The organism is Dellaglioa sp. CoH-55-MRSF-9, assembly GCF_056782155.1.
Genome location: NZ_JBXAYG010000003.1, coordinates 42646 through 56035 on the forward strand (window position 1 = coordinate 42646; position 13390 = coordinate 56035).

Sequence of the window (13390 nt, forward strand, 5' to 3'; positions counted from 1 at the left end):
AAATTTAATATAATAAATCTTATTTTCTGAACGAATTAAATGCACTGACGGTTGAGGACATAGCTGCCAAGCGTGCATTTGAGGCAATATCTTGTTGTAAGCCTCTCATTTCTTCCTGCATTGAAAGTTGAGTTTCTTGGAATTGTTGTGTTTCTAAAATGTTAAAGGCTTCTTGCAAATCACGTGCCCGAGTTTCATCAATTAATTTCCAAAGACGAAAAATATCGAAATAGTTGTAGAATTTCTCTGGGAATCCTTGCTTGCCTGCAATATAATCTTCATTTGCCATTTCAGCGTCCAAGTCTGCTAAGGCTTGTGTTTTAGATTCATTACCCGGCATAATATAAACAAAATATTTAAAAGCAAATAGCGCGATAACAGCAATGATGAATGGCATCGCCGCACTTGTCTGACTAGTAATCATAAAAAGAACAATTAAAACGACTAATGCGATGATTATTCCTCGAAATTTTTTCTTACCTTTTTCAATCTTAGCCTCTGCTTCACGAATTTGTTGTTGGATAACTGCAGCTCCCGCTGTAACACTTCTTTTTGCCATTAAAAAATCTAAAAGTTCTTCTTTATTCATAATTTTCTCCCTTTTCTTTGAACGAATTATTAACCAACCTTTACCAAACGATCCCTATAAAATCTCCTCCCCCAAAAAAGTAATTTATATCTTGCACTATCTTCACATGATATATTTTATCTCAAAAATATACTCAATACTACCTTTTTATGTAACTTTATAGGTATACTGAGAGCTTTGAAAGTGTGCGCACTTAATTTATCATTAAACATATGGATAAATAGGAGCGATTTATGATTATACTTGTGGGCACTTTCATTCGGAAAAAGCGAAAAGAATTAGGACTTACAATTGAAGAATTGGCAGAAATGGCGGACGTATCCGCCAGCTATTTGGCTCGACTCGAAAGAGGACAATTAGACGATACGAGTACAAGAAAGTTGGAACTAGTTCTGAATGCCTTACAATTAAATTTGGCTGATATATTAATGAGTAATGATTTTAACGACATTTATACGCCCGAATTAATTAACAGATTGAAAAGCATGACCACAGATGATAGAATGCGTATCTCTAAAGCGTTACTGGAAATCTTGAAATAGAAATTGATTAGACATATATTAAATGGGTAGAGAGTGTGTAAAGCATAAAAAAAGACACCATTAATGGTGTCTTGACTAGTCTATTTTATGGTGTTAATTTTATCTCGTATTATGGATTTTATTCAATGTTGTTCCTTTTTCAATATTGTAAAGTATTGATACAAGTGGATTCAAATAGATAAGATTCCATGAAGTATTAATCGATAATTCTCAAAACGCTAATATATATTTATATCGATATTTTGAAGCACTTCACAAAGCAATTTGTGAGGTGTTTTTTTGTATGGATTTTAAGTGTATAAAATATTCTAGTTCGGAATCTACGAAAATTTCTAAATTCAAAACCAACGCGTTTAATGACCTTAATTTTATTGTTTATTCCTTCTAAAGGACCGTTAGTATAATAATAGCCAAAATTATTTTTAATCTCAGAATGGTGACAAAGCAACGTTTCAATACTTTTAAGCATTTCTTCAGAACACCTTTCGGTGTTTCTAACTGTAAAATCATAAGATTTCCAGTCCTTCAACCGAATGGTTGATCTTATTTGGTTCATGAGTTCATATGATTTATTTAGTTCAGGATGAATCGCTAATAAATGATCAACGACATTTGTTTCTGTTGTTAGGTATGGGAAATAAGTCCATTTCTTGAAATTTTTAAAATCTAAGGTTTCAGAAGGTTTTAACAGGAGCTTCCAGTAACGTTTTAGTGCTTTGTAGTCTTGTGATGATTTTGAAAGTTCTTTCATCAGTCTAATTCTAGTTTTAGTGAATCCACGATTCACTGAATTGATAATATGAAAGGTATCTATGATGACAATCGCGTTAGGAAAGACTTCTTTGGCTAGTTTAGGATAGGTATAATTCATATCAGTTACGATAATTTTCACGTTTTTTCTAGCTGCAGCTGAGTAACGATAAAAATAACGTTCTATTTGATAGAATCTTCTAAAAGATAAAAGTTTGATTAATTCATGGTTACTAGCATCCATAAATTCAAAACTCATGGCATCTGTAGCTGATTTGGTACTCTTGACTTCGTCAAGTAGGAGTACTTTAGGTAAAAATTTATAATTAGGTTTAAAATCACGTTCAAAGGTCATTAAAATACGACCTACAAAGGAATCAGGATTCGAAATTTCATTAGCAATATGAGTTAAAGAAACGGATTCCGCTAATTTAGTTAAACAGAGCTGTTTAGATAGATTGGAAATCGTACAATTTTTAGGAACCACACTTGTTTGGACAAGGAAGTATGACTGCCGCTCATGACAGCTAAAGTATCTTCGTTTGAGTGATAAAATGATACATTTACCAAAAAATTTAGGGTAGCGTATGGGTGTTTGACGCCAACTATACCTGATAATCTGTCCTTCGTTTTTAATATCACAATTTGGACAATCCCTTCGGCTGGTAATCAAGAACACGGTTAAATCGAGTGACACCGTCATTAGAAGACTGATAATCAACAATCGTTAGACTACTGTCTTTTATTTTAAGCCAAAATTTAGTATGATTAGGCATGCGGAGAGTTCCATCTTTCTTATTAATTCATCTGTGGTGGTTGAGGGATAATGAACATGGATGAACTCGTAACCAAAAGTCTTATGACTTTTGGCTTTTTTTTGTTATTATACAAAAAAACTGTCATCAGTAATAGTTTTTACACTAGTCCCAACAACAGATAGTACAGAGCCTTTTTATTGTATTTAAAATTTAAAGATATTTCCTTCTATTTGGAATATTCGTTGGGTTTTGGGAGCAACTACTGATAATAACCTAGCTAAAACACAAAGAAAAGTAAAGGGTATATAAACGATTTCTCCTCCCTTTACATTTTTTCATTTTTGCAGAAGGATTAATACAGCAATCGATACTGAAACTTACTGCAAAAATCAATTAAAAGGCCCAAAGGAAGAAGTTAATCAATTTTACACAAAATAAAAATGAGATTACCGTATTTTCACTTAAATCTAATTTTTTTTATTGTCTCAATTTTATAATGCTTTTTGACAACCTCCAAAAGAAAACATATACTTAATTATGAAAACGCTTTTATATAAAACGGAGGCAAACAGATGACACCAGAAATTGAATGGCTAGATACACCAACCGTTTTTCGTGTTGGACAGGTACCAGCTCACAGTGATCATAAGTACTATGCAACTCAAGCAGAAATGTTACAACAAAAAAGTTCATTTGAACAATCTTTGAATGGAACTTGGAAATTTAGTTACAGCACTAATGCAGCAAGTCGACCAAAAAATTTCTATCAGACTGACTTTGATGCAGAACAATTTGACACAATTCCAGTACCACAGCATATTGAATTATCAGGATATGAGCAATTACATTATATTAATACGATGTATCCTTGGGAAGGACATGAATATAGACGACCTGCTTTTTCAGATACTGATTTAAATCAGTATGCTGGAATGTTTAGTGATGCAGAATATAATCCAGTAGGTTCATATTTAAACCATTTTGACTTGGAACCAACTCTTCAAAATAAACGCGTTATTATCCGTTTTGAAGGTGTTGAACAGGCAATGTACGTCTGGTTGAATGGACATTTTCTAGGATACGCAGAAGATAGTTTTACACCAAGCGAATTTGACCTGACACCTTATTTAAAAGATAAGGATAATTGTTTGGCAGTTGAAGTGCATAAACGAAGTTCTGCAGCCTTCATTGAAGACCAAGACTTTTTCCGTTTCTTCGGAATTTTTCGTGATGTGACACTGTTAGCACAACCTGCAACACATTTAGATGATTTTTGGGTGATTCCTGATTACGATAGTGGACAAAAAACAGGACAAGTAGATTTACAACTTCATTTTAGTGGGGCAGAACAACGTGTCCGTGTCACATTCAAAGACCAAGATGCGGTGTTATTTAGCGATGAATTAATGAGTGGGTCAGATGTCGAAAAACACTACAATTTAGCACAACCAGTGACTGCTTGGCAGAATGACCGGCCTTATTTATATACATTACAATTAGAAATTTTAGATGCTGATGGGCAATTAATTGAAATTATCCAACAACCAGTTGGTTTTCGCAAAATTGAAATTAAGAATCGCGTGATGTTATTAAATGGTGAACGATTAATTATCAATGGTGTTAATCGTCATGAGTGGAACCCTAAATCAGGAAGAACCATTTCAGATAATGATGAAGCTTGGGATGTTGACTGTATGCAACGTAACAATATTAACGCAGTTCGGACGTCACATTATCCAGATCGATTATCTTTTTACAATCGTTGTGATCAGGCTGGTATTTATATGATGGCTGAAACCAACTTAGAATCACATGGTTCTTGGCAGAAAATGGGTGAAGTTGAGCCTTCTTGGAATGTGCCCGGCTCATCGGATCAATGGGAAGCAGCCGTTTTAGACCGCGCTAAAAGTAATTTTGAGTTATTTAAAAATCATCCCTCAGTTTTATTTTGGTCATTGGGTAACGAATCATACGCCGGCAGTGTCTTAGCGAAAATGAATGAGTACTATAAACAAAAAGATTCGACACGTTTAGTTCATTATGAAGGTGTTTTCCGTGCGCCTGAATACAAAGATGTCATTTCAGATGTTGAAAGTCGGATGTATGCAACACCAGCCGAAATTAAAGACTATCTAGAAAATTCACCACAAAAACCATTTATCTTGTGTGAGTATATGCATGATATGGGTAATTCATTGGGCGGGATGAAATCATATATTGATTTATTACAACAATATGAATCCTATCAAGGTGGTTTCATCTGGGACTTTATCGATCAAGCATTGTTAGTTGAAGATCCCGTCACAGGTCAAAATGAGTTGCGTTATGGTGGCGATTTTGATGATCGACCATCTGATTATGCATTTTCGGGTGATGGACTCGTTTTTGCCACACGTAATGAAAAACCAGCAATGCAGGAGGTAAAATACTATTATGGCACAGATAAATAAGCAGTTAACTGTCATTTACGGAGATGTCACACTCGGTTTAAAAGGAAATGATTTTCATTATATTTTCTCCTATCAAACGGGTGGCCCAGAATCTTTTAGAATTCAAGGTAAAGAGTGGCTTTATCGCTCACCAAAACCGACTTTTTGGCGTGCAACAACGGATAACGATCAGGGGAGTCAGTTTCCAGTAAAGTCAGGGATGTGGTTGGCCGCTGATCAATTCAGTAATTGTCAATCAGTTAAAGTTGCTATTAATGGTAAACCAATTGCGTTACCGATTGCACCAGAAAATAATCGTTACACTAACCATGAAGTCGCTGAAAAAGTGGCTATAAGTTATATCTATAACACACTGACTGTGCCGCAAACGCAAGTGACGGTCACTTATACTGTTGAAGCAACCGGAAAAATGAATGTTGCAGTTTCATACCAAGGAAAAGCTGGATTACCCTCATTACCTGTTTTTGGGTTGCGATTTATTATGCCCACACCAGCGACTCGTTTTTGTTACCAAGGATTATCAGGAGAAACTTATCCAGATAGAATGGCCGGAGGAATTCCAGGCCGATATGAAGTTCAAGGGTTACCAGTGACACCATACTTAGTTCCGCAAGATTGTGGTGTGCATATGCAAAATGATTGGGTAACTGTTTATCGACAGTCTGTTCTGGATAATCGTATGCAACAGGCTTCTGAAACGGGTTTAACATTCAGTGCGGTTGATCAACCAATTGCGTTTAGTTGTTTACCTTATACAGCTGAAGAATTAGAAAATGCGACACATCATAGCGAATTACCAGCGGAACATCGTACCGTTTTATCGATTCTAGGCGCCGTTCGAGGTGTTGGTGGTATTGATAGTTGGGGTAGTGATGTTGAGGATGACTATCAAATTGATGCGATGAAGGATATTGCTTACCAATTTAATATCACATTTGATTAATTTGCCTATCTACCATAACTATAGTAGACTGTAAATAATTAATAAACAGGGAGTGTGAAGTGCATTGGTAAATACAAATCGTTAATCGAATAACTGTCGACTAAACAAGGGACGAAGTGTGTCTTTTTATGCATGTTGACTATTCAAACGGTTTGCAATATCAATTCTTTTTCACATCTGAAAGAACCACTTTTTTTGATGGATAACGATTGAAGAGCATATAACTGTATGCTCTTTTTTTGTAGAATCAAATGGATAGTTTAGCGGTCGACCTCACAAAGAAATGAGGTAATTACTATAGGAACAATACAAATTAAACAATTAAGTTTTCAATATGATGGACAATTAGCACCAATTTTTAAAAATGTTGATTTACAATTAGATGCCAGCTGGAAGTTAGGTCTAATTGGTAGAAATGGTCGCGGAAAAACGACTTTATTTAGAATTTTACAAAATCAATTACAGTACCAAGGAAAGATTAGAACAGATTTAGAATTTCAGTATTTTCCTCAAACAGTTGTTAAACCAGAAGAGTCAGTGTGGCTGGTTATCAAGAGTATCACAGACTTACAAGACTATGATCAGTGGCAAATTTTAATCGAATTAGATAAACTTGGACTATCTGAAAAATTATTGACGGAACCATTTAATCAATTAAGTCCAGGACAGCAAACTAAGATATTATTAGCCAGCTTATTTGTTGGCGAAGGTAAATTTCAATTAATAGATGAACCGACTAATCATTTAGATGAAAACGGTCGAAAAATTATTTCTGATTATCTAAGACAAAAACAAGGATTTATTTTAATCAGTCATGATCGTTATTTTTTAAATAATATTATTGATCATGTTATTTCAATTGATCGCGCTAAAATCAGTCAATTTAAGGGTAATTATAATACGTGGGCTGACGAAAATACGTCACGAAATAATTGGGAATATAATGAAAAAGAAAAATTACAACATGATATTAAACGATTAGAAGGTGCTTCACGGAAAAAATCGGGTTGGGCTAATCAGACTGAGGCGAAAGTATCTGGTGCGACAGACAGAGGATTTATTAGCCACAAGGCAGCTAAATCTATGAAACGGGTACTAAGTATTAAAAAACGTGCCGATAAAGCAGTAGAAGAGAAAAAATCTTTACTTAAGAATATTGATGTGGCAGATCTTTTAACGTTGAATTTTGAAAAATTAGTGTCAGATAAGACTTTACTAGAGGTAATTGGCTTATCAGCATTTCGTAAACAATTGCCGGTAAATAAACCGGTAGATTTTAAATTAAAGATGGGAGAGCGCGTTATTCTTCAGGGTGAAAATGGTTCTGGTAAATCGAGCGTTATCGCTGCTATACTAGGTCAATTAAAGTATCAAGGGCAATACAAATTTGCAACACCTTTAAAAGTGAGCTGGTTACCGCAAAATTTTGATGGTTTATCTGGTTCTTTACAAGAATTCGCTGCAGAAAAAAATGTTTCTTATTCTTTAATGTTGGATACATTAAGAAAACTTGGTTTTGAACGTTATGAATTTGATAAAGATATCAGTCAAATGAGCATGGGCCAAAAGAGAAAAGTGGCTTTGAGTCGTTCGTTGGTTGAACCAGCAAATATATATATTTGGGATGAGCCACTTAATTATCTAGATGTTATCACGCGTCAACAAATTCAAGATGTTATTCTGGCTTTTCAACCACCGATGTTAATCATTGATCATGATAAAGAATTCGTTGAAAAGGTTGGAACAAAATTCGTTGAGATTGAACATTATTAGTGAATGGTTAATTAAAGGCATCCAATTTATACGTCTATTGATATCAAGATAGTCGTAATGATATACTGTTAAGAGCATAGTTATTTTAACTGTATACTGATTAGCGGGGCATACAGAATTAAAATCGACGTAAGTTGAATAATAAAAGATCAACTTTATTTGAAGGCATGTATTCATAATATGAATCTTTAACTTTGAAAGAAATTGTTAATTAATAGAGCAAGGAGGAAACATTAATGGCTGATAAAGCAAAGACTGATAGAGATAAAATGCTAGAAATTATCAAAAAGAAACAAACTGATGGCGGAAACTTCAATAAGAAGGCTACTGCTAGAAATGATCGTACTAAAATGCGTAAGGGTCCTAAGATTTTTAAATAGAGGTTTAGACTTAGCTCAGATAAATATCTGGGCTATTTTTTTAATCATTAAAATCTAGCATACTTTTACTGAATCAATTCCAATATATCTGCAGTAACTTCTTCAGCTGTAGCAGGACTACCACTACTAATCCATTGCAACATCGTTCGTAGAACGCCACCAAGAATGAACGTTTTTTGAGTATTATTTAGCCGACTGATACTAGGCGTATCTTTAAGAATCTTTTCAAAATAAGTATAAAAAGAATCTTCCAATAAATAAACAATATCATTTTTAATTAGGATATCCATAAATTCAGAATCATTATGCCAATAGTTAAAAGCTAGCTTGAAAATGTTTTTCAAACTAATTTCTGTTTGATTGGACTTGAGTTCGGCGTAAAACTGGTCAAATAAGTAATCGGACCGAGTTAGTAAAATCGCGTCCTTATTTTCAAAATTACGATAGAAAGTCAGCCGGGCAACTCCGGCTTTTTTTGTGATTTCAGTTATTGTGATTTCTTGATAAGATTTTATTTTTAATAAGTCAATTAAAGAATCAATAATCAAATTTTTACTTAATTTTGCTTGGTTATTTTCCGTCATTTTTTATATCTCCTTGAAGTGTAACAAATAACACGATTTTGTATCTTGTAAATCACGCGATAAATGATTAATATAAGTGTAACAAATGTAACACTTATAGCAAGAAAGATAAATGACACTTGAAGTATTTTATATAAAGTCATTAAAGTCGGAAAATTTATTAAACTAATTAAAAGAGGTTATTGAACATGAAAAAAATTTGTATTATATTTGATCATCCCTACACTGCAGACGCTGGATACAATGAATTGCACAATAGGAGTTATTCAGCGGCATTACTAGTTAGTGCTAAAGCAGCGTATGAAAAAGAGGGCTGTATTGTGGACGTAATTGATTTGCATAAAGATGGGTTTGATCCTGTAATGCACCAAGAAGACCTAATATCTTGGCGTAAGAAGATACCAACGGATTCTATGACGGCGAATTATCAAGAACGCCTCATGGCTGCAGATGAGCTTGTCTTTATTTTTCCAATCTGGTGGGAATCTATGCCAGCTATGATGAAGGGATTCTTTGACAAAGTTATTGCTAAAGGGATTCTTTATACAGAGCAGGAAAATAAAAAATTATTTAAAAATGAGATGGTTCATTTAAAGAAAGTTAAAATGGTTACAACTATGTCAACACCAGGTTGGATTTATCGAACTATCTTTGGAAATCCTGTGACTAAAATGGTATTTAGGGGAACATTCCGGAAGATGGGGTTTAACCAGTTGAAATGGTTTAACTTTGCTGCAGTTCAAGGAATGAAACTTGAAAAACGACAACAGTTGTTGAAGAAGTTTGAAAATAATATTGTGAAGTAAGAGGGTTCAACCTGATTGGGTAAATACAATTAGGTTGGCTCTTTTTTAATATCACTAGAACCGAATCTTTTGAATTTAGTTCAGTTAATTTAAGTAGTATAATACAATTGAATTATTAAGGAAGAAAAGGGCGTCAAATAGTGAATGGAGGGGCAAAATGATGACAGAACATGAAAAATTATTGGCAGGTCAAGATTATGATTATCGCGACCCAGAATTACAGGGTATGATTGCGGCGGGTAAAGAATTAGTCACTATAATCAATACGACAACTGACCTAGAGAAAAGAGCAACAGCAATTCACGAGTTGTTAGGGAAATCTGGGGAAGGACTCGTTATTAATGGTCAATTTAATACAGTTTATGGTAAACATATCACTGTTGGTGATGATGTTTTTATTAACGGTAATTGTACATTTCAAGATTCAAACAAAATCACATTAGGAGATCGTGTCATTGTCGCGCCAGACACGAAGTTATATTGTGGTGAACATGCATTAGATGCAACAAAACGTTTTGGAAAAAGACAAGATGGTAGTCGTTATTTAATTACTTATACTAAACCAATTACAATTGGAAACGATGTGTGGATAGGTGGAAATGTCACGATTATTGGTGGCGTTCATATTGGGGATAATGTGATTGTAGCAGCTGGTGCAGTGGTGACAAAAGATGTTCCTGACAATACAGTAGTGGGCGGCGTGCCCGCCAAAGTTATCAAACAATTAGAGCCATTAAAATAAGAAAATTTTTATATTAGGTGAGAGGAATGAGCAGGCTATTTTAGCATTTTTGCCTAGTATTAGATAATCAGCTAAATTAAAGAAACCTAAATTAGGTTGTAGGAGGGAAAAGTTAATGACAAGTATTGATGTTTTTGCACACGTTTTACCACCACATTTTTATAACGAGATGTTAGCTATTCAGCCGAACTTGCCAGAAAAAATGCCATTTATTAAACATCCCATATTGATTGATATTGAACAAAGACGCCTATTACGGAACAGAAATGTCCAACAAGTTATCTCAGCAGTCAACGTGAATCCTGAGGACTACGTAGGGCCAGAACAAGCAGCGGCATTATGCTGGCAAGCTAATAACGAAATAATTGAAATGGTTCAACAAAATGCAGACTTGTTTAAAGCGGGTATTGCAATGATACCTCTAAATAACATCGATGAAGCAACACGTATTATAAAAGAACAAGTGCTAAAAAATTCAGAATTAGTTGGCATTCAGTTATTTACGCGTGCCCTTGGAAAAAGTATTGCTGCAAAGGAATACCGGGTTATTTTTGAAATGGCTGCACAATTAAATATCCCAATTCTGTTACACCCAATTTTTGATGATCGTAAACCAGACAATAATATTATTTTTAGTTGGGAATATGAACTAGCGCAAGCAATGTTGCAATTAGTACAGTCAGGAATTTTTAATGACTATCCTACACTTAAAGTAATTGTTCATCATGCTGGGGCAATGGTGCCTTATTTTGCTGAACGAATTAACCATATTCTATCACCAGAACAGGCAGCTGATTTTAAACGTTTCTATGTAGATACTGCATTATTGGGCAATCCTAAAGCATTAGGGTTAGCAATTGATTATTATGGTGTTAGCCACGTACTGTTTGGAACTGATGCACCGTTAGGGATTGCGCCAGCTGGAGCAACGGATGCCATAATTGAAGCTTTAGATCAGTTGAATCTTTCGAAAGATGATCGAGCCCTGATTAATTATGGAAATTATAATCGTTTGATGGGATTGGGTGAATAAATGATAGAACTTAAGAATGCCCCATTATTAAGACTATTCAAACTTAAAATTAAGCTATCTGATCGTGAAAGATTTGAAAAAGCAGGGATGATTAATTTAACGACCTCAATTCAGCAAGAAAAAGGAACTTTGGCGATGTACAGTGTACATTTGGATGAGGCGGGTACTGAAAATATTGTGATTGAATCTTATCAAGACGAAGATCAATATCAAAAACATGCAAATTCGGCTCAATTTAAAATGTTTAGTAATATCGCATCTCAGGCAGTAATTGAAAAATCGATGATTAATTTATCCCCAGAATTACTGTTAGAAAAAACAACAGCCTTGCATGAATTGAAGCCTGACAGAGCTATACTCAAAGTAACAAGTATTGAAATAGAGCCGAATAGGGTTAAAGAATTTAGAGAAGTTTCATTGAATACTATGAAACAATCATTTGAAAATGAAGCAGGACTCTTAGTGACATACATTGCTTCTGTAGATGGAGATTTAAATCAATGGATTTTCGTTGAAATTTACCGGAGTGACGAGGATTACCAAGCTCATTTACAAACAATGAATTTTAAAAAATATGTAACAGAGACGAAAAAAATGGTGCTTAATAAACGAATAGAGACACCTGTAGCAGATGTTTTAGTTAATCAGGGTGGATTATTTTTTGAAAAATGAAGATAGAGCGGTAATCAAGTTAGTCGATTACAGTGCTATCTTTTTAATTTTCCGTAAACAAAAGAGGTGCTGATAAATTTTATCAGCACCTCTTATTAATAATCGAGTATCAATATAATTTAACCCCAGCGATTTGATTTTCTGGGTAAAACCATTAAAATAAAGAACCAAATACTACCGACTAATGGAACGAATTGGATTAAAATCCACCAACCAGAACGATCAGTATCATGTAAACGACGAACTGAAACAGCAAAGTTTGCAATCCAGACGATAAACATAACAATATTTCGACTTGTCATAAAAGTAAGTTCACTAAAATTATAAATCGAATCGATAGGATGGCCAACGAGTGACGTATAAAAATAAATAATAATTGCTCCTAGAATACTATTAATAATCGTAGGCCACCAATAGTCTGATCTATTCGATGTGTCAGAAAAATTAAAAATATTTTCCCAGAAATTTTTGTATGATTGAACCATATGCTTAATCCTCCTTTTTAAAACGTTTTATTTAGTTAAAAGACATCGTTAGATTATTAAATTAGTTAATCTGACGATGTTTATTTAATTATAGTATAAATAAATAGAAATTTATATTGATATGCTTGGTGCCAGAAATAATCAGCTAGTTGACTTAAGAAAATAATTATTATATTATGAAGTTAACTTCACATGAAGTATATTTCATATTGAAAGGTGTTCATTATGCAAAATAAAGTTAAAGAATACAGAACTAAGCTTGAATTAACACAGGAACAGTTAGCTGAGAAAGTTCAAGTTTCTAGTCGAACAATTATCTCACTTGAAAAAGGTAAATATAAGCCATCTATAATGTTGGCCTATCGTTTGAGTTTATTGTTTGATTGTCAGATTGAAGCGTTATTTCAGCTAAAGGAAAATTTAGAGATGGAGGAGAATTAAAATGAAAATCTATAGTTATCGACATTTTTTTGTAGGTTTATTTTTTATGTTTGTGGGGATTGCCTCAATTTGGATAATGAACTTAGATTTTAAAGATGCTTTTGATTGGTCAAAATTGATTAGATCATTTATTAATGTTGTCTTATCATTTGGAATTGCGGCCTATCAATTTTATATAACTTTTTCTAAAAAAGGACTGAAAGAAGAACAGCTGGAGAATGTGGATGAACGAAATAAGTTAATTGATCAGTCTGTGAACGCAATGATTGGAAAAATTATGAATAGCATGATTTTAATTCTAGCGTTTGGGTTTATCATTTTGTGGGCATTTCTAAAAGTAAGTACGTTATTATGGATTGGTGCACTACTTTTCTTTTTGTATACGAATATAATAATCATTTCAATAATATTAGCGATATACTACGAGAAAAAGCTTTAATAA

15 protein-coding genes are annotated in these 13390 nt (G+C 33.8%); 11 read left to right on the forward strand and 4 right to left on the reverse strand.

Going from position 1 to position 13390, the window contains the following annotated elements:
* Positions 1-19 precede the first annotated feature (19 nt).
* The gene (locus AC1RPV_RS03970) at positions 20-589 is read right to left on the reverse strand and encodes a hypothetical protein (RefSeq protein WP_481761606.1); all 570 of its coding nucleotides are present in this window, start codon (positions 587-589) and stop codon (positions 20-22) included.
* A 233-nt stretch (positions 590-822) separates the two neighbouring features.
* Here AC1RPV_RS03970 and AC1RPV_RS03975 point away from each other — a divergent pair, with 233 nt between their 5' ends.
* Positions 823-1131, forward strand: a complete 309-nt coding sequence (locus AC1RPV_RS03975) for a helix-turn-helix domain-containing protein (RefSeq protein WP_481761605.1) — start codon at positions 823-825, stop codon at positions 1129-1131.
* 229 nt (positions 1132-1360) lie between these two features.
* On the opposite strand, the gene AC1RPV_RS03980 is transcribed toward AC1RPV_RS03975, so the two are convergent.
* Entirely contained in the window at positions 1361-2578 is a 1218-nt protein-coding gene (locus AC1RPV_RS03980) for an ISL3 family transposase (protein WP_481761604.1), read from the reverse strand.
* Positions 2579-3211: 633 nt separating this feature from the next.
* On the opposite strand from AC1RPV_RS03980, the gene AC1RPV_RS03985 reads away from it, so the two are divergent.
* From AC1RPV_RS03985 to AC1RPV_RS04000, 4 genes are all read left to right on the forward strand, one after another.
* A complete protein-coding gene (locus AC1RPV_RS03985) occupies positions 3212-5089 on the forward strand; it encodes a glycoside hydrolase family 2 TIM barrel-domain containing protein (protein WP_481761603.1) in 1878 nt (625 codons plus the stop codon).
* Positions 5073-6032, forward strand: coding sequence for a beta-galactosidase small subunit (locus tag AC1RPV_RS03990; protein ID WP_481761602.1), 960 nt, complete (start codon positions 5073-5075; stop codon positions 6030-6032). The genes AC1RPV_RS03985 and AC1RPV_RS03990 overlap by 17 nt, the downstream gene beginning before the upstream one ends.
* A 312-nt stretch (positions 6033-6344) precedes the next feature.
* Entirely contained in the window at positions 6345-7805 is a 1461-nt protein-coding gene (abc-f, locus tag AC1RPV_RS03995) for a ribosomal protection-like ABC-F family protein (RefSeq protein WP_481762188.1), read from the forward strand.
* A 236-nt stretch (positions 7806-8041) separates the two neighbouring features.
* Positions 8042-8185: a hypothetical protein gene (locus tag AC1RPV_RS04000; RefSeq protein ID WP_409022043.1), complete on the forward strand. Its 144-nt coding sequence runs from the start codon at positions 8042-8044 to the stop codon at positions 8183-8185.
* A gap of 65 nt (positions 8186-8250) precedes the next feature.
* Here the strand turns inward: AC1RPV_RS04000 and AC1RPV_RS04005 are convergent, their stop codons facing one another.
* Positions 8251-8769 carry a TetR/AcrR family transcriptional regulator gene (locus tag AC1RPV_RS04005; RefSeq protein ID WP_481761601.1) on the reverse strand — a complete coding sequence of 173 codons (519 nt, stop codon included), beginning with the start codon at positions 8767-8769 and terminating at the stop codon, positions 8251-8253.
* 188 nt (positions 8770-8957) lie between these two features.
* Between AC1RPV_RS04005 and AC1RPV_RS04010 the strand changes: the two genes are divergently transcribed.
* The 4 genes from AC1RPV_RS04010 (at position 8958) to AC1RPV_RS04025 (ending at position 12022) form a co-directional block, all read left to right on the forward strand.
* Entirely contained in the window at positions 8958-9575 is a 618-nt protein-coding gene (locus AC1RPV_RS04010; protein ID WP_481761600.1) for an NAD(P)H-dependent oxidoreductase, read from the forward strand.
* A 157-nt stretch (positions 9576-9732) separates the two neighbouring features.
* Positions 9733-10317: a sugar O-acetyltransferase gene (locus AC1RPV_RS04015; RefSeq protein WP_481761599.1), complete on the forward strand. Its 585-nt coding sequence runs from the start codon at positions 9733-9735 to the stop codon at positions 10315-10317.
* A 115-nt stretch (positions 10318-10432) separates the two neighbouring features.
* The gene (locus tag AC1RPV_RS04020) at positions 10433-11350 is read left to right on the forward strand and encodes an amidohydrolase family protein (protein WP_481761598.1); all 918 of its coding nucleotides are present in this window, start codon (positions 10433-10435) and stop codon (positions 11348-11350) included.
* Complete coding sequence (locus tag AC1RPV_RS04025) at positions 11351-12022, forward strand: putative quinol monooxygenase (protein WP_481761597.1); 672 nt, start codon at positions 11351-11353, stop codon at positions 12020-12022.
* A 119-nt stretch (positions 12023-12141) separates the two neighbouring features.
* Here AC1RPV_RS04025 and AC1RPV_RS04030 read toward each other — a convergent pair whose 3' ends face one another.
* The gene (locus AC1RPV_RS04030; protein ID WP_481761596.1) at positions 12142-12507 is read right to left on the reverse strand and encodes a DUF805 domain-containing protein; all 366 of its coding nucleotides are present in this window, start codon (positions 12505-12507) and stop codon (positions 12142-12144) included.
* A 225-nt stretch (positions 12508-12732) separates the two neighbouring features.
* On the opposite strand from AC1RPV_RS04030, the gene AC1RPV_RS04035 reads away from it, so the two are divergent.
* Positions 12733-12948 carry a helix-turn-helix transcriptional regulator gene (locus tag AC1RPV_RS04035; RefSeq protein WP_481761595.1) on the forward strand — a complete coding sequence of 72 codons (216 nt, stop codon included), beginning with the start codon at positions 12733-12735 and terminating at the stop codon, positions 12946-12948.
* A 1-nt stretch (position 12949) separates the two neighbouring features.
* Complete coding sequence (locus AC1RPV_RS04040; protein ID WP_481761594.1) at positions 12950-13387, forward strand: hypothetical protein; 438 nt, start codon at positions 12950-12952, stop codon at positions 13385-13387.
* Positions 13388-13390: the final 3 nt, after the last annotated feature.

Coding starts and splice junctions, on each gene's coding strand:
- AC1RPV_RS03985 (WP_481761603.1), top strand. CDS start 3,212: ATGACACCAGAAATTGAATGGCTAGATACACCAACCGTTTTTCGTGTT.
- AC1RPV_RS04015 (WP_481761599.1), top strand. CDS start 9,733: ATGATGACAGAACATGAAAAATTATTGGCAGGTCAAGATTATGATTAT.
- AC1RPV_RS04040 (WP_481761594.1), top strand. CDS start 12,950: ATGAAAATCTATAGTTATCGACATTTTTTTGTAGGTTTATTTTTTATG.
- AC1RPV_RS04025 (WP_481761597.1), top strand. CDS start 11,351: ATGATAGAACTTAAGAATGCCCCATTATTAAGACTATTCAAACTTAAA.
- AC1RPV_RS04000 (WP_409022043.1), top strand. CDS start 8,042: ATGGCTGATAAAGCAAAGACTGATAGAGATAAAATGCTAGAAATTATC.
- AC1RPV_RS04005 (WP_481761601.1), bottom strand. CDS start 8,769: ATGACGGAAAATAACCAAGCAAAATTAAGTAAAAATTTGATTATTGAT.
- AC1RPV_RS04010 (WP_481761600.1), top strand. CDS start 8,958: ATGAAAAAAATTTGTATTATATTTGATCATCCCTACACTGCAGACGCT.
- AC1RPV_RS04035 (WP_481761595.1), top strand. CDS start 12,733: ATGCAAAATAAAGTTAAAGAATACAGAACTAAGCTTGAATTAACACAG.
- AC1RPV_RS03970 (WP_481761606.1), bottom strand. CDS start 589: ATGAATAAAGAAGAACTTTTAGATTTTTTAATGGCAAAAAGAAGTGTT.
- AC1RPV_RS03990 (WP_481761602.1), top strand. CDS start 5,073: ATGGCACAGATAAATAAGCAGTTAACTGTCATTTACGGAGATGTCACA.
- AC1RPV_RS04030 (WP_481761596.1), bottom strand. CDS start 12,507: ATGGTTCAATCATACAAAAATTTCTGGGAAAATATTTTTAATTTTTCT.
- AC1RPV_RS04020 (WP_481761598.1), top strand. CDS start 10,433: ATGACAAGTATTGATGTTTTTGCACACGTTTTACCACCACATTTTTAT.
- AC1RPV_RS03975 (WP_481761605.1), top strand. CDS start 823: ATGATTATACTTGTGGGCACTTTCATTCGGAAAAAGCGAAAAGAATTA.